The organism is Streptomyces sp. ADI95-17 (genome assembly GCF_003846175.1).
In the GTDB taxonomy this organism is placed as follows: domain Bacteria; phylum Actinomycetota; class Actinomycetes; order Streptomycetales; family Streptomycetaceae; genus Streptomyces; species Streptomyces sanglieri.
The window spans coordinates 855,116-877,900 of sequence record NZ_ML123048.1 but is presented as its reverse complement, the minus strand read 5'-3'; the positions used below and the strand labels follow the sequence as shown (position 1 = coordinate 877,900).

The 22,785-nt window shown below is 73.3% G+C and carries 19 protein-coding genes and 1 pseudogene; 14 read left to right on the top strand and 6 right to left on the bottom strand.

The features are described from left to right. Nucleotides 1–34 precede the first annotated feature (34 nt). On the top strand, nt 35–1,453 hold the full coding sequence (locus tag EES42_RS26895) for a Cys-Gln thioester bond-forming surface protein (protein ID WP_124720818.1): 1,419 nt from the start codon (nt 35–37) through the stop codon (nt 1,451–1,453). 319 nt (nt 1,454–1,772) lie between these two features. Here the strand turns inward: EES42_RS26895 and EES42_RS26890 are convergent, their stop codons facing one another. Next, nucleotides 1,773–2,114, bottom strand: a complete 342-nt coding sequence (locus EES42_RS26890) for a DUF6204 family protein (RefSeq protein WP_124720906.1) — start codon at nt 2,112–2,114, stop codon at nt 1,773–1,775. A 251-nt stretch (nt 2,115–2,365) separates the two neighbouring features. On the opposite strand from EES42_RS26890, the gene EES42_RS26885 reads away from it, so the two are divergent. Beyond that, a complete protein-coding gene (locus EES42_RS26885; RefSeq protein ID WP_124720817.1) occupies nt 2,366–4,336 on the top strand; it encodes a DUF5107 domain-containing protein in 1,971 nt (656 codons plus the stop codon). 27 nt (nt 4,337–4,363) lie between these two features. Here the strand turns inward: EES42_RS26885 and EES42_RS26880 are convergent, their stop codons facing one another. Together EES42_RS26880 and EES42_RS26875 are read right to left on the bottom strand one after the other, a co-directional pair. Then, nucleotides 4,364–4,720, bottom strand: a complete 357-nt coding sequence (locus tag EES42_RS26880; RefSeq protein ID WP_124720816.1) for a VOC family protein — start codon at nt 4,718–4,720, stop codon at nt 4,364–4,366. Nucleotides 4,721–4,781: 61 nt separating this feature from the next. Beyond that, nucleotides 4,782–5,591 (bottom strand): methyltransferase domain-containing protein, encoded by an 810-nt coding sequence (locus EES42_RS26875; RefSeq protein WP_124720815.1) that lies wholly within the window; start codon nt 5,589–5,591, stop codon nt 4,782–4,784. Between the two features lie 160 nt (nt 5,592–5,751). On the opposite strand from EES42_RS26875, the gene EES42_RS26870 reads away from it, so the two are divergent. The 5 genes and pseudogenes from EES42_RS26870 to EES42_RS26850 all read left to right on the top strand — a co-directional run bounded on the left by EES42_RS26870 (nt 5,752) and on the right by EES42_RS26850 (nt 10,756). Next, the gene (locus EES42_RS26870; protein WP_124720814.1) at nt 5,752–6,336 is read left to right on the top strand and encodes a TIGR03086 family metal-binding protein; all 585 of its coding nucleotides are present in this window, start codon (nt 5,752–5,754) and stop codon (nt 6,334–6,336) included. Between the two features lie 155 nt (nt 6,337–6,491). After that, a pseudogene (locus tag EES42_RS26865) lies at nt 6,492–7,261 on the top strand (helix-turn-helix transcriptional regulator); the annotation flags it as partial. A 154-nt stretch (nt 7,262–7,415) separates the two neighbouring features. Next, nucleotides 7,416–8,267 carry an SMP-30/gluconolactonase/LRE family protein gene (locus EES42_RS26860; RefSeq protein WP_124720813.1) on the top strand — a complete coding sequence of 284 codons (852 nt, stop codon included), beginning with the start codon at nt 7,416–7,418 and terminating at the stop codon, nt 8,265–8,267. 121 nt (nt 8,268–8,388) lie between these two features. Continuing rightward, on the top strand, nt 8,389–9,642 hold the full coding sequence (locus tag EES42_RS26855) for an aminotransferase class I/II-fold pyridoxal phosphate-dependent enzyme (protein WP_124720812.1): 1,254 nt from the start codon (nt 8,389–8,391) through the stop codon (nt 9,640–9,642). A gap of 25 nt (nt 9,643–9,667) precedes the next feature. Next, nucleotides 9,668–10,756, top strand: coding sequence for an MBL fold metallo-hydrolase (locus EES42_RS26850; protein WP_124720811.1), 1,089 nt, complete (start codon nt 9,668–9,670; stop codon nt 10,754–10,756). On the opposite strand, the gene EES42_RS26845 is transcribed toward EES42_RS26850, so the two are convergent. After that, nucleotides 10,746–11,366 (bottom strand): DedA family protein, encoded by a 621-nt coding sequence (locus EES42_RS26845; RefSeq protein WP_124720810.1) that lies wholly within the window; start codon nt 11,364–11,366, stop codon nt 10,746–10,748. The genes EES42_RS26850 and EES42_RS26845 overlap by 11 nt on opposite strands. Then, nucleotides 11,363–12,145, bottom strand: a complete 783-nt coding sequence (locus EES42_RS26840) for an MBL fold metallo-hydrolase (protein ID WP_206433578.1) — start codon at nt 12,143–12,145, stop codon at nt 11,363–11,365. The genes EES42_RS26845 and EES42_RS26840 overlap by 4 nt, the downstream gene beginning before the upstream one ends. Nucleotides 12,146–12,323: 178 nt before the next feature. Between EES42_RS26840 and EES42_RS26835 the strand changes: the two genes are divergently transcribed. The 7 genes from EES42_RS26835 to EES42_RS26805 all read left to right on the top strand — a co-directional run bounded on the left by EES42_RS26835 (nt 12,324) and on the right by EES42_RS26805 (nt 21,942). Continuing rightward, nucleotides 12,324–12,737, top strand: coding sequence for a hypothetical protein (locus EES42_RS26835; RefSeq protein WP_124720809.1), 414 nt, complete (start codon nt 12,324–12,326; stop codon nt 12,735–12,737). A 90-nt stretch (nt 12,738–12,827) separates the two neighbouring features. After that, complete coding sequence (locus EES42_RS26830) at nt 12,828–14,927, top strand: phage holin family protein (protein WP_124720808.1); 2,100 nt, start codon at nt 12,828–12,830, stop codon at nt 14,925–14,927. A gap of 27 nt (nt 14,928–14,954) precedes the next feature. After that, a complete protein-coding gene (ligA, locus tag EES42_RS26825; RefSeq protein ID WP_124720807.1) occupies nt 14,955–17,066 on the top strand; it encodes an NAD-dependent DNA ligase LigA in 2,112 nt (703 codons plus the stop codon). A gap of 144 nt (nt 17,067–17,210) precedes the next feature. Beyond that, nucleotides 17,211–18,035, top strand: coding sequence for an acetate and sugar kinases/Hsc70/actin family protein (locus EES42_RS26820; protein WP_124720806.1), 825 nt, complete (start codon nt 17,211–17,213; stop codon nt 18,033–18,035). Nucleotides 18,036–18,064: 29 nt separating this feature from the next. Next, a complete protein-coding gene (locus EES42_RS26815) occupies nt 18,065–18,616 on the top strand; it encodes a hypothetical protein (protein WP_124720805.1) in 552 nt (183 codons plus the stop codon). A 57-nt stretch (nt 18,617–18,673) separates the two neighbouring features. Then, nucleotides 18,674–21,076, top strand: a complete 2,403-nt coding sequence (secD, locus tag EES42_RS26810) for a protein translocase subunit SecD (RefSeq protein ID WP_124720804.1) — start codon at nt 18,674–18,676, stop codon at nt 21,074–21,076. A gap of 122 nt (nt 21,077–21,198) precedes the next feature. Further along, nucleotides 21,199–21,942 carry a YoaK family protein gene (locus EES42_RS26805; protein WP_124720904.1) on the top strand — a complete coding sequence of 248 codons (744 nt, stop codon included), beginning with the start codon at nt 21,199–21,201 and terminating at the stop codon, nt 21,940–21,942. Here EES42_RS26805 and EES42_RS26800 read toward each other — a convergent pair. Beyond that, entirely contained in the window at nt 21,932–22,735 is an 804-nt protein-coding gene (locus tag EES42_RS26800; RefSeq protein WP_124720803.1) for a helix-turn-helix domain-containing protein, read from the bottom strand. The genes EES42_RS26805 and EES42_RS26800 overlap by 11 nt on opposite strands. Nucleotides 22,736–22,785 lie beyond the last annotated feature (50 nt).

Genomic DNA, 22,785 nt, shown 5'->3' with positions numbered 1-22,785 from the left:
CCACGCGGAGTGGCCTGCCCTAGAGGGGAATTTCATGATCTCTATCTTCCGGCGGCGCGTTGCCCGCCTGGCCGCCACGACCCTGGCGTCGGGTCTGGTCGTGACAGGTGCGATAGCCACGGCCGGTTCCGCGGCAGCGGACGACAACGCCCGGGGTACGGGCGGAGCCACGGCGAAGCTCGGCGGCATGACCGACTACGGCCGGGTCGACATCAAGGAGGCGGACGGCAGCCGCTGGTCCGTCGGCCGCGCCGGGCTCTTCGAGATGCGCGTCCAGCAGGGCGGCACGCTCTCGACGTACTGCATCGACCTGCGGACCGGGGCGAAGCAGGGCTACGACTACAAGGAAGTCGGCTGGGGAGAGTCCTCGCTGCACAACAACGCCGACGCGGGCAAGATCCTCTGGATCCTGGAGAACTCCTACCCGAAGGTCGGCGTGAACGACCTGGCCGGCAAGGTGGGCGCCAAGGGCCTCGACAAGAGCGACGCCGCCGCGGCCACGCAGGCAGCGATCTGGCACTTCTCGGACAAGGTCACGGCCACCCCGGCCGATGCCGACGCCAAGCTGCTCACCGAGTACCTCCTCGACAAGGCGGAAGCCCTGCAGGAGCCCGAGGCGTCGCTCAGCCTCTCCCCGTCGTCCGTCGCGGGCAAGTCCGGTGACAAGCTCGGACCGATCACCGTCGGCACGAACTCGTCGGCCGCCACGCTCTCCCTGGCCCCCGGTGCCCCGGCCGGTTCCCGGATCGTCGACAAGGACGGCAAGCCGGTCGAGTCCGCGGCCGACGGCGCCCAGATCTTCCTGGACGTGCCCGCCGGCACCGCCGACGGCACCACCGACCTGATCGCCCGGGCCGGCACCGAAGTGCCGCTCGGGCGGGCCTTCGTCAGCATCGACGGCCCCAGCCAGACGCTGATCCTGGCGGGCTCCAGCCGTTCGTCGGTCACCGCCAAGGCCACCGCCGCATGGGCGAAGAAGGGCGCGGTCCCGGCCGTCTCGGTCGCCAACGACTGCGTGAAGGGCGGGGTGAGCGTCCTCGCCACCAACGAGGGTGACGAGGACTGGACCTTCGACCTCAAGGGCACGAAGTACACCGTTCCCGCCGGTGGGACCAAGACGCTGACGGTCCCCGTCGCCGAGGACGCGGCCTACGACTTCACCGTCACCGGCCCGAACGGCTTCGAGAAGAGCTTCAAGGGCGTCCTCGACTGCAAGACGGCGACCCCGGGCACCAAGCCGACCGTGGCCCCGTCCGAGTCGCCCTCCCCGGTCGCGTCCGAAAGCCCGGCCACCGGTGGTTCGACCACCGGCTCCTCCACCGGCGACGGTGACCTCGCCGAGACCGGCAGCTCCTCCGCCACGCCGATGATCGCCGGTGTCGCGGCGGCCCTCGTCGTGATCGGCGGCGGCGCCGTGTTCTTCCTCCGCCGGAAGAAGGCCGCGGGCCAGTAGCCCACGAACCCCGGGGCCCGGCCTCAGGACTTCGCCCCGCCGGTCCTCCGGCGGGGCGAAGTGCTGCCGGACGCCGGCTCCGGGCCGGACGCCGCATCCGCGCCACGGGGGTCCACCTCGGCCGCGGGTCCGCCTCACTGCCCCGGGGCTCAAGGGGAGCTGGGGAGATCGATCAGGCCGTCACCCCGGTGAGACGGGCACTCCGGGCGCGTACGACGGGATCAGCAACGTGGCCGGCGGCGCGACGACCACACACAGCACGACCACGATGACGGCTTCCGCGGACCCCGCGAGCCCGGCGTGATCCGAACGGGAGTTCCTAGCCGCGCCGCCCCTTGTAATTGATCTTCATGGTGTCCATGTCCGTCACCGTGGACCGCAGTGCGCCATGCCCGTACCCGCGCTCGTCGAGGTAGGTCTCGGCCCGGTCCTCGGCGATCGCGGCCGCCATCTCCTCGCCGTCCTCGGCATCGCAGACGACCACGTACCGGAAGCTGAAGTGCTTGAGTACGCGGTCGTACGTGAGCGAGCCCTCCTCGGTGAACTGCATCGCACTCAGGCCGTGATCGTCCACCTCGGACAGCAGCCGGGCACGGGCCTCGTCCGTCGGACCGTCCCAGGTGCCGCGCACGATCACTCGGTAGGTGTGCTGGGTGCTCATCGTGTTCCGCTCCGCGTTCCGTTCGGGCACGGCGCGTCGGCCGATGCCACTGATCCCGTCGAGGGCCAAGGCTACGGCGGCGTGGGCGCTGCGCACCCGAATTATCGGGAGCCGGCCCCGGGGAACGCCTCCGCCGGGTATTTGCCGAAGTCTGACGGCGAAGCCCCTGGCCAGGGCGTTGTCGAGCGTGTTCCATGGTCATCGGGGGGCGCCCGGACCTGTGGCGGCCCGCGCGAGGGAGCGAGGTTGCCTTGGCCACGACCGTGCGACGTACCGTACTGACTCTGCCCGCCGGGCCGCTGGGCCCGGAGAATCCGCTGCCCGCGCTGCGGCCGCTCGACGAGACGCATGTGGTCGACGAACGCGACCGGGCCGCACTGCCACGTGACATGGCACGCCAGATCGGCTTTCAACCGCTGTCCACCGTGCTGCCGGCACGCATCCTCGACGGCTACGGGCGCGAGCGCACCCCCACCGCACTCGACGCGATCGTCATCGAGAACGACCGGCTGCGGGCCACCGTGCTGCCCGGTCTCGGCGGCCGCGTCCACTCCCTCCACCACAAGCCGACCGGCCGGGAACTCCTCTACCGCAACCCCGTTCTGCAGCCCGCCGACTTCGCGCTCAACGGCGCCTGGTTCTCCGGCGGAATCGAATGGAACATCGGCGCCACGGGCCACACCGCGCTGTCCTGCGCTCCGCTCCACGCGGCCCGGGTCCCCGCGCCCGACGGCGGTGAGATGGTCCGCCTCTGGGAGTGGGAGCGGCTGCGCGACCTGCCGTTCCAGGTGGACCTGTGGCTGCCGGAGGACTCCGACTTCCTGCACGTCGGCGTACGGATCCGCAATCCGCACGAAAACACCGCACCGGTGTACTGGTGGTCCAACATCGCCGTCCCCGAAGGCGAACGCACCCGCGTCCTCGCCCCCGCCGACGAGGCCTGGCACTTCGGGTACGAACGGACCCTGACCCGGGTCCCGGTCCCGGTGTCCGGTTCCGTCGACCGGACGTACCCGCTGCGCGGCGAATTCCCCGCCGACTACTTCTACGAGGTGCCCGACGGCGCCCGCCGCTGGATAGCCTCGCTCGACGAGGACGGCCACGGGCTCGTCCAGACGTCGACCGATCTGCTGCGCGGCCGGAAGCTGTTCCTCTGGGGCAGCGGCGCCGGCGGGCGGCGCTGGCAGGAGTGGCTGACCGAGCCCGGCACCGTCGGATACGCAGAGATCCAGGCCGGGCTCGCCCGCACCCAGCTGGAGCACGTCCCCCTCGAACCGGGTGCCGAGTTCAGCTGGCTGGAGTCGTACGGGCCGCTGTCCGCGGACCCGCTCACCGTGCACGGCGAGGACTGGGCGGCGGCCCGCGCCGAGACCGAGCAGCGGCTCGCCGAGGTGCTGCCGCGGGCCGATGTCGAGGCCGCCCACGACGCCTGGCGCCCCTTCGCCGACACCGAACCCGGCGAGTCGCTCGCCACCGGATCGGGCTGGGGCGCGCTGGAGGTCAGGCGGGGCAAGTACGAGCTTCCCGGCACCCCGTTCGCCGACTCCACCCTCGGTGAACAGCAGCAGCCCTGGCTGGAGTTGCTGGACCAGGGCACCTTCCCCGAGCCGCGCCGGGCGGTCCCGCCCGGCCCTTCCATGGTCTCCCCGCACTGGCGCGACATGCTGGAGACGGCCCCCGCCGAACCCCTCACCGAATACCACCTGGGCGTCGCCCAGTGGCATGCCGGCGACCGAGCCCAGGCGGTCCGCAGCTGGGAGCGCGGACTGGTGCTCGCCCCGTCCCGCTGGCCGCTGCTGCGGTGTCTCGCGGTCGCCGCCGAGGAGGGCCGGCAGCGGGACCGGGCCGCGGATCTCTACGGCGAGGCGTTCGACAACCTGTGCGCGGAGCGCCGCGACGAGGATGAGGCATGGACGGCGGCCGCGGCGGCGCTGGGCCGGGAGGCGCTGGAGGCACTGCTGACGGCCGGGCGCCCCGCGGCGGCGCGGTCCGTATGGGCCGCCCTGCCGCCCGCGATCCGGCAGCGTGGCCGGTTCCGTCTGCTGGAGGCCCGGCTGCTGATCGCCGAGGACGACCGGGCCGCCGCCCGCGCCGTCTTCGACGAGGGCTTCGAGGTCGAGGATCTGCGTGAGGGCGCGCAGATCCTGGACGAGGTGTGGGCCGGGATCACGGACGAGCCGCTGCCCGACCGGTACAACTTCCGGATGCGCCCCGAGCGCTGACGGTCCCGCACCGGTGCCGTCCGGCCCTCACCGGCCGGACGGCACCCGGTCTACGTACTCGAAGACCGATCCGTCCGGGTGCACCGCGATCAGATTGCGGCCGACCGGCGTCGGCACCGGACCCGCGATGATCCGGGCGCCGACCCGGCTGAGGGAGGCGTGCGCGTCGTCGACGTCCTTGACCGCGATGGTCGCCGTCACCTTGCGCAGGATCTTCAGCTCCGACTCCGGGCCGCTCATCAGGAGAAAGCAGCTGATCGCGGCGACCGAGACCCCACCGCGCTCGAAACGGAGCGCCGAACTGCCCGTGAGGTCCTCGTAGAAGGCCACCGCGGCCTCCAGGTCGTCGACGCAGATACGCAGCGTGGTTCCCAGAATGTCCATGCGCACAAGGGTAGTTGGCGGCACATGGGCGTGTGATCGATTCGGCGGAGGGGCGGCGTGCTCAGGCCCGGCAGAGCACCTCGCCGTGCGGGACCATGAACCAGGCGTCGTCCGCCGCGCCCCACTCGTGCCATGCGGCGGCGATCTCCGCCAGTTCCCCGGTGCTCGCACGGCCGCCGTCGACGGCCATCCTCGCGTACGCCGAACCGACCGTGCGGTCCGCCCACATGCCGCTCCACCAGGCCCTGCTCTCCGGGGTGGCGAAGCACCAGTTGGCGGCGGTCGGGGTGATGTCGGTGAAACCGGCCCGGCGGGCCCAGGAGAGCAGCCGGCGGCCCGCGTCCGGCTCGCCGCCGTTGGCGCGGGCCACCTGGCGGTAGAGGTCCAGCCAGTGGTCCAGGCCGGGCACCTGCGGGTACCAGGCCATCGCCGCGTAGTCGCTGTCGCGGGCCGCGACGACGCCGCCGGGGCGGCAGACGCGCCGCATCTCGCGCAGCGCCTGCACCGGGTCGCCCACGTGCTGGAGGACCTGGTGGGCGTGGACGACGTCGAAGGAGTCGTCGGGGAAGTCCAGGGCGTGCACATCGGCGGTGGCGAACTCGACGTTCTCCAGGCCGCGTTCGGCCGCGGCCTCGGCCGCCCGGGACAGGATCTCCTCGGTGGTGTCGACGGCGGTCACCCGGCCGGGGGCCACCAGCGCGGCCAGATCCGCGGTGATGGTGCCCGGGCCGCAGCCCACGTCCAGCACGGTAAGGCCGGGGCGGAGCTCGTCGAGCAGATAGGCCGCGGAGTTGGCGGCGGTGCGCCAGCGATGCGAGCGCAGCACCGACTCGTGGTGGCCGTGGGTGTAGACGGCGGTCTCCTTCGGCATGGCCGTGGATCCTTTCTCGGAACGCGGCCGCGACCGCGGGCCGCGAAGCGCTGATCGGTACCCGTCACCGTACGCCGGAGTGTCGAAGTATGAGATACGCGTCTTGCCATATGGGCAACTCCCGCTCGCGCCCGGGCGCCGGGCCGGGAAGAGTGGACGTATGGCATCTGTCTCCGCAAGTGAACTCCTCGAACGCCACGGCGAGGCGCTCCGGCTCTTCACCGACCGGGTGCACGCGGTGCGCGAGGACCAGTGGTCCGCGCCCACTCCGTGCACCGAATGGACCGTCCGGGACCTGGTCGCCCATCTCACCTCCGAACAGCTCTGGGTGCCGCCGCTCGTCACCGAGGGCCGCACCGTCGCCGAGGTCGGCGACGCCTTCGCGGGCGATGTGCTGGGCGAGGACCCCGTGGCCGTGTGGGACCGGGCGGCGGCCGGGGCGCGCAGGGCGTTCGAGGCGCCGGGCGCGCTGGAGAGGACGGTGAACCTCTCGTACGGGGACACCGCCGCCGACGCCTACTGCGCCCAGATGGTGGCCGACGCGGTGGTGCACGCCTGGGACCTGGCCCGGGCGATCGGCGCCGACGAGCGGCTGCCCGCCCGGCTGGTCGACTTCACCCGCCGCGAGGTCGGGCCGTACGCGAAGGACCTCTCGGGGAGCGGACTGTTCGACGCGCCCGTGGAGACCGCGCCGGACGCCGACCCGCAGACCCGACTGCTCGCGATGCTCGGCCGACGGGCCTGAGCCCGGCCCGGGTGCGGCCGGGCGCCCCGGTCGGCCGCACCGCTCGGAATCAGGCCGGGCGTGCGTGGTGAGAGGAACGACGGTCCCACCGGAGAAGCCGAACTGCTCGGCGAGCGGCAGAGACCGTGCTGTCGGCGGCCGCTCACCCCTTACGCGTGGGCCTCACCGTTGGCGCGGGAATCCGCCGCACCCCCGGCCTGCGCCGCGAGGAGCTGGCCACCCTCGCCGGCATCAGCATCGACTACTACGTCCGTATGGAGCGCGGCAAGGAGACCCGCCCGGCCCCGCCGTCCTCGACGCACTCGCCCGCGCCCTGCACATGGACGACCAGGAACACCAGCACCTGCGCGAACTCGCCGCCCGCGCCGCCCGCTACGCCCCCGAGCCGCCGCCCGCGCCCAGCCGCACCGTGCGGCCCCACCTCAAGCTGCTGCTGGAGTCCCTGCGCCCCAACCCTGCCTACGTGATCAGCCGCAGCATGGACATGCTCGCCTGGAACCCCGGCGGTCTCGCCCTGTACACGGGCCTGGACGACTGGCCCGTAAAACAGCGCAACCTCGCGCGCTACTTGTTCCTGCACCCGGCCGCCCGCGAACTGTTCACCGACTGGGACCGCCAGATCACCGCCTGCGTCGCCCGTCTGCGCGCCATCGCCGGCACCGCTCCCGACGCCCCCGACCTCACCCGGCTCGTGGGCGAACTCCTCCTCAAGAGCCCCGACTTCGCCGGTCTCTGGGAGCGCTACGAAGTGACCGGACGCAAGCCCGCCGCCAAGACCTTCCAGCACCCGAAGGTCGGCACGATCACCCTCACGTCCCAGTCCCTGCACGTGGAAGGCACCCCCGGCCAACGCATCGGCGTCTACACCGCCGAACCCGGCAGCCCCGACCACGATGCCCTGCTCCTGCTCGACATGACCGCACCGGTCGCCCCGGTGCGGAACACGGTGCCACCGCTGGGCTGACCGGCTGCGCACGCCGCTCCCGGCCTTTACCGGAGCCGGGACGGGGCGAGCGCCGCATGTCACGCGGCACCACGTGTTCTAGTGTGTGTTCGATATTCCGGCGTGAGAGGCAGAAGTGAACGCACCGCACGTGGACGTGGCCGTACATGAGCAGGCCGAACTCGGCGAGGGGCCGACGTGGGACGCGGCCACCGGCCGGCTGATCTGGGTCGACATCGTCTCCGCGCGCGTGCACACCTACGACCCGGTGAGCGGCCGCCGTACGGTGATGGCGACCGAACAGCACGTCGGAGCCGCCAAACCGCGCGCCGGCGGCGGACTCGCGGTCAATCTCCGCGACGGCATCGGCCTGTACGACGCCGACGGCGCCTTCCGCTGGCTGGTCCACGACCCGGTGCCGGGCCGGCGCGGCAACGATGCGGCGGTCGCGCCGGACGGGGCGCTGTGGGCGGGCAGCATGCGCTACGACGGTGCCCCGGACGGCGGCAGCCTCACCCGTGTCGCGGCCGACGGCGCGGTGACCGCGGTGCTGCCCGTCGTGGCGTGCGGCAACGGCATCGGCTGGAGCCCGGACGGATCGCTGATGTACTTCATCGACACACCCACGCGCCGGATCGACGTCTTCGACTTCGACGGGGAACACGCCGTCAACCGGCGCCCGTTCGCCACCGTCGAGGAGGGCGCCGGCTTCCCCGACGGGCTGACGGTCGACGCCGAAGGGGCCGTCTGGGTCGCCCTGTGGGACGGCGCCGCGGTGCGCCGGTACACGCCCGACGGCACCCTGGACCGGATCGCCCGGGTACCGGTCCGGCGCCCGACCGCCTGCGCCTTCGGCGGCCGGGACCTCGACGACCTGTACATCTCCACCGCCCGTACCGGGCTCACCGCCCCGCATCCGCTGTCCGGTTCACTGCTGGTGCTGCCCGGCGCGGGGCGCGGACTGCCCGGTACGCCCTTCGCCGGCTGATCCCGCGTCATCGGTGCTCCGCCGCTCTTCCGGCGGGCGCGGCCGGCCGAACCCTCGTATAAAGGGCCCTGAGTGCGCGACGGCGCGACAGGGTGACGGGGCGGCGGCGAAGGAGGCCCGGATGGCGCGGCAGCGGACCGAGCGGCCCGGACGGGGCGGCGCGCGCTCCGTACGCGAGGACCGCGGCCCCGTCCGGTACGGGCCGCCCGCCCCCGACCCCGGGCTGCCGGTGCTGCCCGAACTGGCCGAGGTGCTCGCCGCGGCGGCGGGCCGCGGCGAGCCCGAACCGACCGGCGGCGGCACGGCCCTGCGCACCGCCGCGGCCGCCTACTGGGAGCGGCGCGGGCTGCCCGGCAGCCCGGAGCGCGTCGCCGCGGCCCCGGGCGCCTCGCCGCTGCTGCTCGCGCTGATCGCCGCGCACGGCGGCGACGTACTCATGCCGCGCCCCTGCCCCGCCACCTGGATCCCGCAGGCCCGGCTGCTCGGCAGGCCCGCCTACCATGTGCCGACCCCGGCCGAGTGCGGTGGCGTGCCCGACCCGTACGCGCTGCTGGAGACCGTGCGCAGGGTCCGTGCCGAGGGCGGCAGGCCCCGGCTGCTGCTGATCTCCGTCGTCGACGACCCGACCGCCACCGTCGCCCCGCCGGAGCTGGTCCGCGAGGCCTGCGAGGCGGCGATCGCCGAGGGGCTGCACGTCGTCAGCGACGAGACCTGGCGCGACACCCTGCACCGGCCGCACGACACGGTCCTGCTCAGCCCCGCCGAGATGTGCCCCGACGACGTCACGGTCGTCTGTGATCTCGCCGGCGCGCTGACCCCGTCCGCCTGGCCGGTCGCGGTCGCCCGGTTCCCGGACACCGAACGGGCGGCGGTGCGCCACGCCCGTACGCTCGACATCCTCACCGCGCTCGGCGCGCTCGTCGCGGGGCCGGTCGCCATGGCCGCCGCCCACGCGCTGCGCGAACCGGAGGCCGTGACGGACCGGGCCCGCCGGGCCGCCGCGCTCCAGGCGCGGATCGCCGCCGCGGCCCACCGCGCGGTCCTGGCGGCGGGCGCGCTGGCCAGGCCCCCGCAGGCGGGCCGGCATCTCTACGCCGATCTCGGCCCGCTCAGGTCCCGGCTGGCCGGCCGCGGCGTCACGGACTCGCTGGAACTGGAGGAGTACCTGACGGAACGTCTCGGCGCGCCGACGCCGGGCGGGCACCGGTTCGGCGACGAACTGGGGGCGCTGCGGGTACGGCTGGGCACCGGGACGCTGCTGGGGTCGACCCCGCAGCAGCAACTGGAGTCCCTCACCGCTGTGGCGCCCCTGGAATTGCCTCATGTGGCCGAGGCCCTGAGCATTTTCGCAACGGCCCTCGACGAACTCCGATGAGGAACTGCGAGACGGGAGTATCCCGATGACGGAACAGACCGAGAGCTCCCGCTCCGGGACCGCACAGCCGCAGCCGCAGCCGCAGCCGCAGCCGCAGCCGCACCGCGCCCCGCACGGCCGGATCGTCGCACCGCGTCCGCTCGGCGAGGTCCGGACCTGGCCCAGGAGCTTCGCGGACCGGCTCACCGCACCGCTCCCGAGTGTCATGGGCATGTCCCGACTGGCCCGTGAGCGCTCCCTGCGGCCCAACGCGGAGGGCCTGCGCGGCATCGACCGCCTCCCGTACGCCCCCGGACCCCTGCCGGCCACCCCCGACGGCACCACGTCCGTCACCTGGGCCGGGCACGCCAGCTGGATCATCCGCACCGGCGGACTGACCGTCCTCGCCGACCCCGTCTGGTCCCGCCGCATCCTCGGGACCCCGGCCAGGATCACCCCGGTCGGCGTCCGCTGGGAGGACCTGCCGCCCGTGGACGCCGTCGTCATCAGCCACAACCACTACGACCACCTCGACGCCCCCACCCTGCGCAGACTGCCCAGGGACACCCCGCTCCTCGTCCCCGCCGGACTCGGCCGCTGGTGCCGCCGGCGCAGCTTCACCTGTGTCACCGAACTCGACTGGTGGGAATCGGCCGAGCTCGACGGGGTCCGCTTCGACTTCGTACCGGCCCATCACTGGTCCAAGCGGACCCTCACCGACACCTGCCACTCCCTCTGGGGCGGCTGGATCATCACCGCCCCCGGCCCCGGGGCGCAGCGGATCCACTTCGCCGGGGACAGCGGCTACGGGCACTGGTTCGGCGAGATCGGCAGCCGGTACCCCGGGATCGACCTGACCCTTCTGCCGATCGGCGCGTACGAACCGCGCTGGTGGCTCGGCGACGTACACACCGATCCCGAGGAGGCCGTGCAGGCGTACGAGGACCTCGGCGCCCGTGCGATGGCGCCGATGCACTGGGCCACCTTCCTGCTCTCCGCGGAACCCGTACTCGAACCGCTGACCCGGCTGCGTACCGCCTGGCAACGGGCCGGACACCCACGCGACCGGCTCTGGGACCTGCCGATCGGCGCCTCGCGGGTACTGGAACCGGCACCCCGCACGATCAGTGGCTGAACCTCGCCCGCGTCCTGCGCCACACCGCGGGCACCCCGCTGACCAGCAGCGTCAGACCCACCGCCGCGACCACCCCCTGCCACGGCTCGGGGAAGAGCGAACCGCCCAGGATCCCGATCAGCTGGTACGTCGCCGCCCACGCCAGACACGCCGGCACATCGCCACGGGCGAACCGCCGCAGCGGCATCCGGCCCAGCAGGCACGCCAGCATCACCGGAATCCGCCCGGCTGGCACCAGCCTGGACAGCACCAGCACCGTCGCACCGTGCTCGTCCAGCTTCCGCTGCGCCTGCGCCAGCCGCTCCGGAGCCGCCCGGTCCCGGATCGTCCGCAGCCACTTCGAGCCGTTCCTCGACCGCACCCCGCGCTGACCGAGCCAGTACAGACAGACGTCACCGAGGAACGCCGCCGCCGAGGCCACCACGAAGACGATCAGCAGCGAGAACGGCGACGACTGATGCAGCGCCACCACCGCGGCCGAACTCACCAGCGCGCCCGTCGGCACCACCGGCACCAGCGCCCCCAGTGCCACCAGCAGGAACAGCGACGGATAGCCGACCGCCTGCTGCGTCGACTCCGGGGGCAGCTGCCCCACCACCTGATGGATCACCTGGCGGCCTCCGGCCGCACATGCTCGCCGTGGGACAGCCGGTGCACGGACACCTCCGGCGCCAGCAGCGCCGCCTTGCGGACGAACTCGTCACCCGGCGAGTGGAACTCGTGCGGCCTGACCCCGTCCATGCCGATCGGCCAGTACGTGCCGTAGTGCACCGGCACGGCCGACCGCGGTGCAAGCCGGGTCAGCGCCTGCGCCGCCCGGCCCGCGTCCAGATGACCGTGGCCCAGATAAGGGCCCCAGCCGCCGACCGGCAGCAGAGCCACGTCCACCGGGCCGACGGCCTCGGCCATGTCGTCGAAGAGCCCGGTGTCCCCGGCGAAGTACGTCCGCGCCTCGCCCTCGACCACGAAGCCCAGCGCGGGGGAGCGATGCGGGCCCATCGGCAGCCGCCTGCCGTCGTGCATCGCCGGAACCGCCCGCACCCGCACCTCGCCGACCCGGACCTCGTCACCCGCGGCCACCTCGGTGATCCGCAGCCCGCGCATCGAACGCAGCATCCGCAGTCCCGGCACCGAGCGCACCGCGCCCACCGGCACGATCAGCCTGCTGCCGGGGGCGAGCCTGGCCAGGGACGGCAGATGCAGATGGTCGGAGTGCAGATGCGAGACGAGCACGACATCCGCGACCGTCGCCTCGGGACCGGGCAGCTCACCGCGGCGGCGCCGCAGATGCGCCATGCGCCGCACGAAGAGCGGATCGGTCAGCACCCGGACCCCGGAGTCCTCGATCGTGCAGGTGGCATGACCCCACCAGGTGACTTCCACCGGCACGCGATCCCTCCTCGTTCCCGGGCTTCTCGAATCCTGTCCCCGGCATCGAGCCTAAGGGCTGGGGGCGCGCAGGTGTCCCGGGCCCGCGCCCCGCACTCCTCCCGACCCGGCACGCGCCTTTTTGCGCGGCGGAGCGGAGGGTAGGGTCGCCGTTACGCCTAGCACGGGGGGAACGGCCATGGGGGACGTGACGGACGTGAGGGTGGCGGCCATCGCCAGCCTCACACCGCTGGAAGAGCTCGACAGCGACCCGTTCCTCGTGGACACCCGCAGCCAGCAGGACATGTGCGCCCGCTGGGCCGCGGACAAGGGCTACGTCGTCACCCGGCAGCTGCGGCTCTACGGACTGCGTCCCGACCACCACGCCCTGTGGTCCGACGTCGAGAGCGGCGACGTCGAGGTCTTCGTCGCCGCCAACGACCGCGTTCTGGCACGGGCCCTCACCTCGGTGCCGGAGTTCGCCGCCGAGTGCGAGCGGCGCGGTGTGCGCCTGGAGCTCGCCGGGCTGGACGAGCCGCCGTACAACGCCCGTACCAAGGCGAGCGTGCACCGCAGACTCTCCATGCCGACCGCGGGCTACGACGGCTGCTGACGGTCCGGCCCCGGAGGTCCACGGCCCCGCTGTGAAAAGCTGGGGGCCGAGGCCCGGAAAGGCGGGGGCCGGACGTGAGGTGGAAAAGGCGTGAGTGACGGGCGATGGCGAGCAGCCGGCAGCGCCCTGATGCGAGTGGTCGTGGTGTGGGCGGTCTCGACGCTCACGATGCTGGCGCTCGCCGGGATTCTGCCGGACTTCCAGCTCCAGTCGGACGACGGCGACAGCATAACCAAGACCGCGTTCACCGCCGCCTGGGGCGCCGGCGCGTTCGGTCTGCTCTCCGCTCTGGTCTGGCCCGTCGTGGTGCGGGCGCTGCTCATCGTGCCCGCGCTGGTCCTCGGGCTGCTCGTCTTCTTCCTGAACGGATCGCTGCTGCTGCTCGCCCTGCGGCTCATCCCGGACGGGCGCGGCGCCGCCGACCCGCAGACGGCCGTCGTCGTCGCGGCGGTGATGTCCGCCGTCGCCTCGGCCACCTCCACCGCGCTCGCCGTCCGCGACGACAACGCCTACCGGCGCAGGCTCTCCCGGCTGGCGGTCCGCCGCCGGCGCCGCACCGGCACGGACAGCGGACGCAGCGGACAGCCGGGCACCGTCTTCATCCAGCTCGACGGCGTCGGCCACGACGCGCTCGCCCGCGCCGCCGACGAAGGGCTGATGCCGACCGTCGCGCGGTGGCTGGCCGACAAGGAGGGGCACCGGCTCACCCCGTGGCGCACCGACTGGTCCAGCCAGACCGGGGCCAGCCAGCTCGGCATCCTGCACGGCAGCAACCACGACGTCCCCGCCTTCCGCTGGTACGAGAAGGAGACCGGCGACGTCATGGTCTCCAGCAGACCCGCCAGCGCCCTCGAACTCCAGCGCAGGGCCGTCGCGCGCACCCACGACGGCGGACTGCTCACCCTGGACGGCGCCAGCCGGGGCAACCTCTTCAGCGGCGGCGCCGACCAGCTGGCGCTCGTCCTGTCCATGGCGGCCCGGTTCGGCAAGGGCCGCCGCTCCCGGGCCGGATACTTCGCGTACTTCTCCGACCCGGCCAACGCCGTGCGCACCGCGCTCTCGTTCGTCGCCGAGGTCTGCCGCGAGATCGGCCAGTCGACCCGGGCGCGGATGCGGAAGGTCACGCCCCGGATCAAGCGCGGCGGGCTGTACCCCTTCATCCGGGCCTTCGCGACCGTCGTCGAACGCGATGTGGTGGTCTCCGCCGTCATCGGGGACATGTTCGCCGGCCGGACCGCCGTCTACGCCGACCTGGTCGCCTACGACGAGGTGGCGCACCACTCCGGACCCGACAGCCGCGACGCGGAGAAGGTGCTCGCCCGTCTGGACCGCTCGCTCGCCCTGATCGTCAAGGTCGCCGAACACACCCCGCGCACCTACCGGATCGTGCTGCTCTCCGACCACGGGCAGAGCCCCGGGGAGACCTTCGCGGGGGCGTACGGGCTGACCCTCAAGGACCTGGTCCGGGCCGGCTGCGGGCTGCCGGTGTCCCGCCGGGCGCAGCGCACCCGCAGCGGCTCGGAGGCGCGTGACGCGGTACGCATCGCCCTGCACCGGCCGGTCGGCGAGGGCGCCGAGGAGCCCCTGGCGACCCCGTCCGACCCGGTGGTCCTCGCCTCCGGGAACCTCGGCCTGATCTCCTTCCCCGACATCGAGGGCCGCGCCTCGCGCGAACAGCTCGACCGCGGCCACCCCGCCCTGCTCGGCACCCTCGCCAACCACCCCGGCATCGGCTTTCTGCTGGTCCGCAGCGAGCGGCACGGATCGGTGGTGCTGGGGCGCGGAGGGGCGGAGATCCCGGTGTCGGAGCTGGTGGACGGGGAGGGGCCGCTGGCCCCGTTCGGCCCCGGAGCGGCCGCGGCGGTGCGCCGGACCGACACCTTTCCGCACGTCGCCGACATCATGGTCAACTCGATGTACGACGGTGCCACGGGCTGTGTGCACGCCTTCGAGGAACAGATCGGCTCGCACGGCGGCCTGGGCGGCGAGCAGTCCAGGCCGTTCCTGCTGTGGCCGGCCGAGCTGTCCGCGCCGGTGCCCCCGGACACGGAACTGGTCGGCGCCGAACAGGTGCACGGCGTGCTGCGGCGCTGGCTGCGGGAGTGCTCGGGCCCGCAGATCCCGGTGCCGTCACCGGGCGCGGCGGGCGGCACCGACGAGCCGGACGGAACGGTCCGGGCAGTCGGCTGAGGGCCGTTGTCAGTGGTGGGCGGCAGGATGGGGGCCATGACGAACTCAGCTGTCGTGCTCGCCGACACCGCCGCCTACGCCGCCGCCGTCGAAGAGGCGTCGCGGGCCGCCGCCGCGTACTACGCCACGGGCGAGAGCACGCTCGACGACGACGCCTACGACCGGCTGGTGCGGGGGATCGCCGCATACGAACAGGAGCACCCCGAGGAGATGCTGGACGCCTCCCCGACCGGCAAGGTGGCGGGCGGCGCCGCGACCGGGGACGTGCCGCACACCGTTCCGATGCTGTCCCTGGACAACGTCTTCTCGGCCGAACAGTTCGTCACCTGGACGGCGTCCCTGGAGCGCCGGATAGGCCGCCCCGTCACCGCCTGGAGCGTGGAGCCGAAGCTCGACGGGCTCGCCGTCGCGGCGCGCTACCGGGCGGGCCGCCTGGAGCAGCTGATCACCCGGGGCGACGGCACCGCGGGCGAGGACGTCTCGCACGCGATCGGCACCGTGGTGGGCCTGCCCGAGCAGCTCGCCGAGCCGGTGACGATCGAGATGCGCGGCGAGATCCTCATGACCACCGAGCAGTTCGAGCAGGCCAACGCCGTACGGACCGAACACGGCGGCGCCCCCTTCGCCAACCCGAGGAACGGCGCGGCGGGCACCCTCCGCGCCAAGGACCGCGGCTACACGGTGGAGATGACGTTCTTCGCCTACGGTGCCCTGCCGCTGCCCGACTCCGGCGAGCTGACCGACCGGCTCGCCGGACTCCCGCACAGCGAGGTCCTCTCCTACGTCGCCCGGCTCGGCGTGCACACCGCGGCGGACACGGACGTCGCCCCGCGCACCGTCGCCACCGTCGAGGAGGTGCAGAGCCGGGTCGAGGAAATCGCGGCCCTGCGCGCCTCGTTGCCGTTCGGCATCGACGGCATCGTGATCAAGGCCGACCTCGCCGCCGACCAGCGCGAGGCCGGGTCCGGGACCAGGGCGCCGCGCTGGGCCATCGCGTACAAGCTCCCGGCCGTCGAGAAGGTCACCCGGCTCCTGGCCGTCGAATGGAACGTGGGCCGGACCGGGATCATCGCGCCGCGCGCCGTGCTGGAGCCGGTCGAGATCGACGGCTCGACCGTCGGCTACGCCACGCTGCACAACCCCGCCGACATCACCCGCCGCGATCTGCGCCTGGGCGACCGGGTGATGGTCTACAAGGCGGGCGACATCATCCCGCGGATCGAGGCCCCCGTCGCCCATCTGCGCACGGGCGACGAGAAGCCCATCGACTTCCCCGAGGCCTGCCCGCAGTGCGGCTCCGAGATAGACACCAGTGAGCAGCGCTGGCGCTGTGTCCGGGGCCGCGACTGCCGGCTCGTCGCCTCCATCTCGTACGCGGCGGGCCGCGACCAGCTCGACATCGAGGGCCTCGGCGCGACCCGGGTCGTCCAGCTCGTCGACGCGGGCCTGGTCGCCGACTTCGCCGACCTGTTCACCCTCGACCGGGAACAACTGCTGGGCCTGGAACGGATGGGCGAGACCAGCACCGACAACCTCCTGGCCGCCATCGCGACGGCCCGGACGCAGCCGCTGTCCCGGGTCTTCTGCGCGCTCGGCGTACGCGGCACCGGGCGCTCGATGTCACGGCGCATCGCCCGGTACTTCGCGGACATGGACCGGATCAGGGCGGCCGACGCCGAGGAGCTCCAGCGGGTCGACGGCATCGGCAAGGAGAAGGCCGCGGGTGTCGTCGCGGAGCTGGTGGAGCTGGCCCCGCTGATCGAGAAGCTGGTGGCCGCCGGGGTGAACATGACGGAGCCCGGCGCGACGCCGCCGCCCGAGCCGGGCGAGGAGAGCACGGAAGCCGCTGCCGTCGGCGGGGACGGGGAGGGCGACGGTCTGCCGCTGGAGGGAATGACCGTGGTGGTCACCGGAGCCATGACCGGCGCACTGGAGAAACTCTCCCGGAACGAGATGAACGAGCTGATCGAGCGGGCCGGCGGGAAGTCCTCGTCCAGCGTCTCCAAGCGCACCTCGCTCCTGGTCGCCGGGGAGAAGGCCGGATCCAAGCGCACCAAGGCCGAGGACCTCGGCGTCCGGATCGCCGCACCGGACGAGTTCGCCGAACTGGTCGCAGTCTTCCTGCCGTCGGAGGTGTGACGTACGACAGGCCCGGCCCTTGGATTTTGCCTGGGAGTGGCTTTCTTTGCCTCCCTATTGCATAGTGAGGGCTCGGCCATGCCTCGCTATCAGCGGGTCCATGGGTGGCATGCGTGGCTGCGGCAGCAGGGCGGGGGAGGGACGATGCGTTCGCTGCACGAGGGACGACGCCTCGGCCCGTCCGCCCGCCGGGGCCACCGGGGTGTCACCCGTGGCCTCGCCCTCGATCTCGGCAGCTCCCGCACCCGCGTCTGGGTCCCCGGACACGGTGTCCTGGCCGACACCGACGTCCGCGACGACTCCGGTACGGAGTACGGGCCCGGCCGTCCGGTCCGGCGGGGGCGCATCGTCGACCCCGAGTCCTGCGGCCGGCTGCTCGGCCGTATCGCCGACACGGCCCTGGGTACGGACCGCACCGGCACCGTGATCGTGGTCAGCCACCCCGTTCTCGCCGGGGCCCGGCACCGCGCCGAGGCGGCGGAACTGATCGCCGCTCTGGGGCCGACGACCGTCATCGCCCTCGACAGCGCGAGGGCCGCCGCCGCATGCGCCGGGCCACGGACCGGCGGGCCGCTGCTCGTCGTCGACATCGGCGCCGGGCTGACCGAGGCGACCGTGCTCGTCGACGGGCAGGTCCGCGACGCCCGCCAGGCCGAGACCGGGCTCGACGACCTCGACCCGGCCCGGCCGCCCACCGCCGTCGTCCGCACCGTGCTGGACATGATCACGGAGATGTGGAAGCAGGACCGGCACGGTGCCGTCCTCGGAGCCCTGCGCAAGGGCCCGTTGCTGACCGGGGGCGGCGCCGCCCGCTCCGACATCACCGACGGGATCGCGGTCCGCCTCGGCGTCCCGGTCCGTCCCGCCGACGACCCGGCAACCGCGGTCGTACGCGGCGCCGGCCTGGTCCTCAGCTCCGTACTCCGCCGGGCCGGCACCGCACCGGCCCCGACCGGCGAAACCGGGTGACCCCCCTCCCGGGGCCGCCCCCGGGGAATGTGCCCCCGAGGGCACGGCCGGGCGCCCCGGCACACCCCGGCCCCGCGCGTGCGGCCCGGCTGCTCCTCGCCGCGCTCCTCCTCGCCGTCCTCACCGTCGTCGGCTCCACCCCCGCAACCGCCGGATCCCTGCTCACAGCCCGGCCGTCCGCCGGGGTGCCGCCCTCCGCCGCGTACACACCCGGCGCCCATCAGCCCACCCAGCACACCGACCGGACCGCCCGCACCGGCACCTTCCACGACACCCGGCGCAGCCGTACCGCCACGGCCACCGACCACCACCGCGCCCAGCCGCCGCCCGCACCCCGTCCCCAGCCCCGGGCCGGCAGCGACCAGGCCCGCACCGCGCACCACCTCCCGCCGCCCGGTCCCGACCTCCTCCTGCCGCCCGGCGCGCCCGGCATCCACGCGCCACGCCGCCCCCACCGCCCGGCCCCCGCCGCACCCCCTCGTGCCACCGACCGCTCCCGCGTCACGCTCCCCGGCGTACGCGGGCCTCCGTGGACGGCCGTTCACCGGCCACCGGTCCTGCCACCGGTCCCGTCCCGCTGAACCGCCGTCCCGTCCTCGCCGAGGTGAGGGCGCCCGGCGCCCCCTCGGAGGAAACCCATGACTCGCGCCACCACGGTGCGAGCGGTTCTGGCTGCGGCCGTGCTGCTCGTCTCCGTGCTCATCACGCTGACCATGTCACCCAGACTCGGCCTCGATCTTCAGGGCGGCACCCGAATGGTGCTCCAGGCCAAGGACTCGGACACCGCGAAGGCGGACCGGGAGAGCACCGACCGCACCCTGGAGGTGCTCCGCCAGCGCATCGACTCCCTCGGCGTCGCCGAACCCACACTGACCCGCTCCGGCGAGGACCGGATCATCGTCGAACTCCCGGACGTCCAGGACCCGCGCAAGGCCGCCGAGGTCATCGGCAGAACCGCCCAGCTGAGCTTCCACGCGGTCCAGGGCCAGGGCACGCCGGCCGACGAGAAGCCCGGCGCGTCCGGCACGCCGACCGACGAGAAGCCCGGCGCGTCCGGCACGCCGGGAAGCGAGAAGTCCGGCGCGTCCGGCACACCGGCCGACGAGAAGTCCGGCGCCGGGCCGACGCTCCCCGACGAACAGGGCCGCACCCTCGACCTCGGCCCGGCCAGGCTCTCCGGCGCCGGGGTCAAGGACGCCACCGCCGCCTTCGACGGCCAGCAGGGTGCCGGCTGGACCGTCTCCCTCGACTTCCACAAGGCGGCGGGCCGGGACTGGACCCGGCTGACCGGGGAAGCCGCCTGCCATCCGGTCCAGGACGACCGGCGCCGCGTCGCCATCGTCCTCGACCAGCAGATCATCTCCTCGCCGCAGGTCTCGCCCTCCGTCGGCTGCAACGCCGGCCTGCCCTCCGGCTCCACCCAGATCACCGGATCCTTCAGCGCGGACGAGGCCCGCGAACTGGCCCTGCTGATCAAGGGCGGCGCCCTGCCGCTCCCCGTCGAGATCGTCGAGCAGCGGACCGTCGGCCCGACGCTCGGCGCCGCCGCCATCGACGCAAGCGCCCGGGCCGCCCTCATCGGCGCCGCCGCCACCGCGCTCTTCATCACCGTCGTGTACCGGCTCTTCGGCGCACTGGCCGCCGTCGCGCTCGCCGCCTACGGACTGATCTCCTATGCGGCCCTGGTCGCCCTCGGCGTCACCCTCACCCTTCCGGGCCTAGCCGGATTCGTCCTGGCCATCGGGATGGCTGTCGACGCCAACGTGCTGGTCTTCGAGCGGGCCAGGGAGGAGCACACCCAGCATCCGGGCCGTTCGCTGCGCTCCTCGCTGACCGCCGGGTTCCGCGGCGCCTGGAGCGCCGTCGCCGACTCCAACGTGACGACACTGATCGCGGCCGGGCTGCTCTTCTTCCTCGGTTCGGGACCGGTGAAGGGCTTCGGAGTCACCCTCGCCATCGGCGTACTGGCCTCCATGTTCTCCGCGCTCGTCATCGCCCGCGCACTCACCGAGATCGCCGCGGGCTCCCGGTTCGTCAGCGACTACCGGGGCGTCAACGGCATCTCCGGCCCCGGCCGGGTGCGCACCTGGCTGACCCGCCGCGACCCCCGGTTGATGCGGTCCCCGCGCCGCTGGCTGCTGATCTCCTCGGCCCTGGTCGCCGTCGCCGTCCTCGGCATCCTCGTACGCGGCGTCAACCTGGGCGTCGAATTCACCGGCGGCCGGCTCGTGGAGTACTCGACCAGCCAGCCCGTCGACGTGGAACGGGCCCGGACCGCCCTGGCCGGTGCGGGCTTCGGTGACGCCGAGGTCACCACGGCGGGCGCGGGCGACCTCTCCGTACGGACCGGGAAGCTCGACAACGACGGCGAACACGCCCTGCGCGCCGCCCTCGCGGAGGAGGGCGGCAAGACCACCAAGGTCCGCGACGAACTCATCGGCCCCAGCCTCGGCGACGAACTCCGGCGCAACGCCCTGATCGCGCTCGGCATCGCCGTCCTCGTCCAGCTGGCCTATCTGGCGATCAGGTTCCGCTGGACGTTCGCGGTGGGCTCGGTCGCGGCGCTCGTCCACGACGTCATCATCCTGGTCGGCGCCTTCGCCTGGCTGGGGCGCACCGTCGACGGCATCTTCCTGGCCGCACTCCTCACCGTCATCGGATACTCCGTCAACGACTCGGTGGTGGTCTTCGACCGGGTGCGGGAACTGTGGGCGAAGGCCCGCCGTCAGCCCGTCGCCGAGGTCGCCAACCGGGCCGTCCTGCAGACCGTCCCGAGAACGCTCAACACCGGAATGGGCGCCCTCTTCATCCTCACCGCACTCGCCGTGCTGGGCGGTGACTCGCTCGCGGACTTCGCGCTGGCCCTGCTGATCGGCATCTGCGTGGGCACGTACTCCTCGGTGATGACCGCCGTCCCGGCCGCCCTGGTCCTGGAACGGAGCAGCAAGGCGCCGCCGCCCGCCCGGAAGCGGGCCCCCGGCCGCCGGTCCGGTACGGGAACGGCGCGCCGCGACCCGCTCGACAACGGAGCACGCGTCTAGCGGCAGGTGCGCCGCCCCGCCCGCCGGGCCGGGCGGCGCACCTGCGCCGGTCGTGGTGTTCCACCGGGCCGGGGCGCACAATTCCGAGCAGTCGCCCCCGTGATCGGAGTGTGCCCGTGCCCCTGCCCGGCCTGCTGCGTGAGGCATGGTCCACCGTCGTTCCGGACCTGAACGACCGTCATGGACCGCTGCCGCCCCTGATGCTCGCCCTGACCGTCGTCACCGGCCTGGTCGACGCCGTCAGCTATCTGGAGCTGGGCCGGGTGTTCGTGGCGAACATGACCGGCAACGTGGTCTTCTCCGGCTTCGCCATCGCCGGGGCCCCGGGGTTCTCGCTCGCCGCGTCACTCGTCGCGCTCGCCGCGTTCGCGGTCGGGGCGCTGCTCGGCGGCCTGATCGTGCACCGCACCCTGAGCCACCGCGGCCGGACGCTGCTGTACGCGCTCCTCGTGGAGACCGCCTGCGTCCTGGCCGCGCTGATCGTCGCCGGGGCCTCCGGCCACCCGTTCACCGGCGGGGTCCGCTTCGCGCTCGTCGTGCTCCTCGGCCTGGGGCTCGGTGTGCAGAACGCCGTGTCCCGGGCACTGGCGGTTCCCGATCTCACCACCACCGTGCTGACCCTGACCATCACCGGCATCCTCTCCGACAGCCGGTTCGCCGGCGGAGGCGGCAGCCGGGCCGGACGGCGGGTGCTCTCGGCCGCCGCGATGATGCTGGGCGCGGTCGCCGGCGCCATGGCCGTACTGCACGGACATCCGAGGCTTCCGCTGCTGATCGCCGTGGCCGTGCTGGCCGGTGTGACCGTCGCGGCGGCAGTCCTGGCGCGCTCCCGGGCGCCGTGGGCCGCTCCGGTCGTCAGGAAGTGAGCGAGCGCAGATGGTCGGCGGTGGCCCGGTCGGCGGGCAGGAACGTCTCGATCGCCAGCTCGGCCACCGTCACATCCATCGGTGTGTTGAACGTCGCGATGGAGCAGACGAAGGAGAGCACCACTCCGTCGTGCTCGATCAGCAGCGGCAGCGCGAACGGCAGGGACGGAGCGGGCCCGGCGCCGCAGGACCCGGTGCTCTCCGGTACGGGATAGGCCGCGACCTCCTCGTACACCTCACGCAGCTCCGCCGAACGGGCCAGGGCGATCTGACGCTCCATCTGGGCCAGCAGATCGGCCCGCCACTCCCGCAGATTGCGGATGTGCGGGGCGAGGCCGTCCGGGTGCAGAGTGAGCCGCATGGCGTTCAGCGGCGGGACGAGCAGGTGCTCGGCCACCTTGTCCATCAGCAGAGCCATGCCCCGGTTGGCCGCGACCACGTTGTACGTACCGTCGACGACGATCGCCGGATACGGGTCGTACGCCTGGAGCAGCCGCTCCACGCCCTCGCGCAGTGCGTCCAGCGCGGGGTCGTCGAGCGCCGTCTGCGCGTAGTGCGGGGCATAACCCGCCACCACCAGAAGGGCGTTGCGCTCCCTGACCGGGACCTCCAGGTGCTCGGCCAGCCGCAGGATCATCTCCTCGCTGGGCCTGGAGCGGCCCGTCTCGATGAAGGAGATGTGCCGGGCCGAGGAATCGGCACGGAGCGCCAGCTCCAGCTGGCTGATCCGGCGCTGCTCCCGCCAGCTGCGCAGCAGCGGCCCTACCCCCGTGTCAATCGCGACAGTCGTCATACCCAGACCGTAACGTCACCGGCACCGCCGACCGGCACCGTTCGCCGATG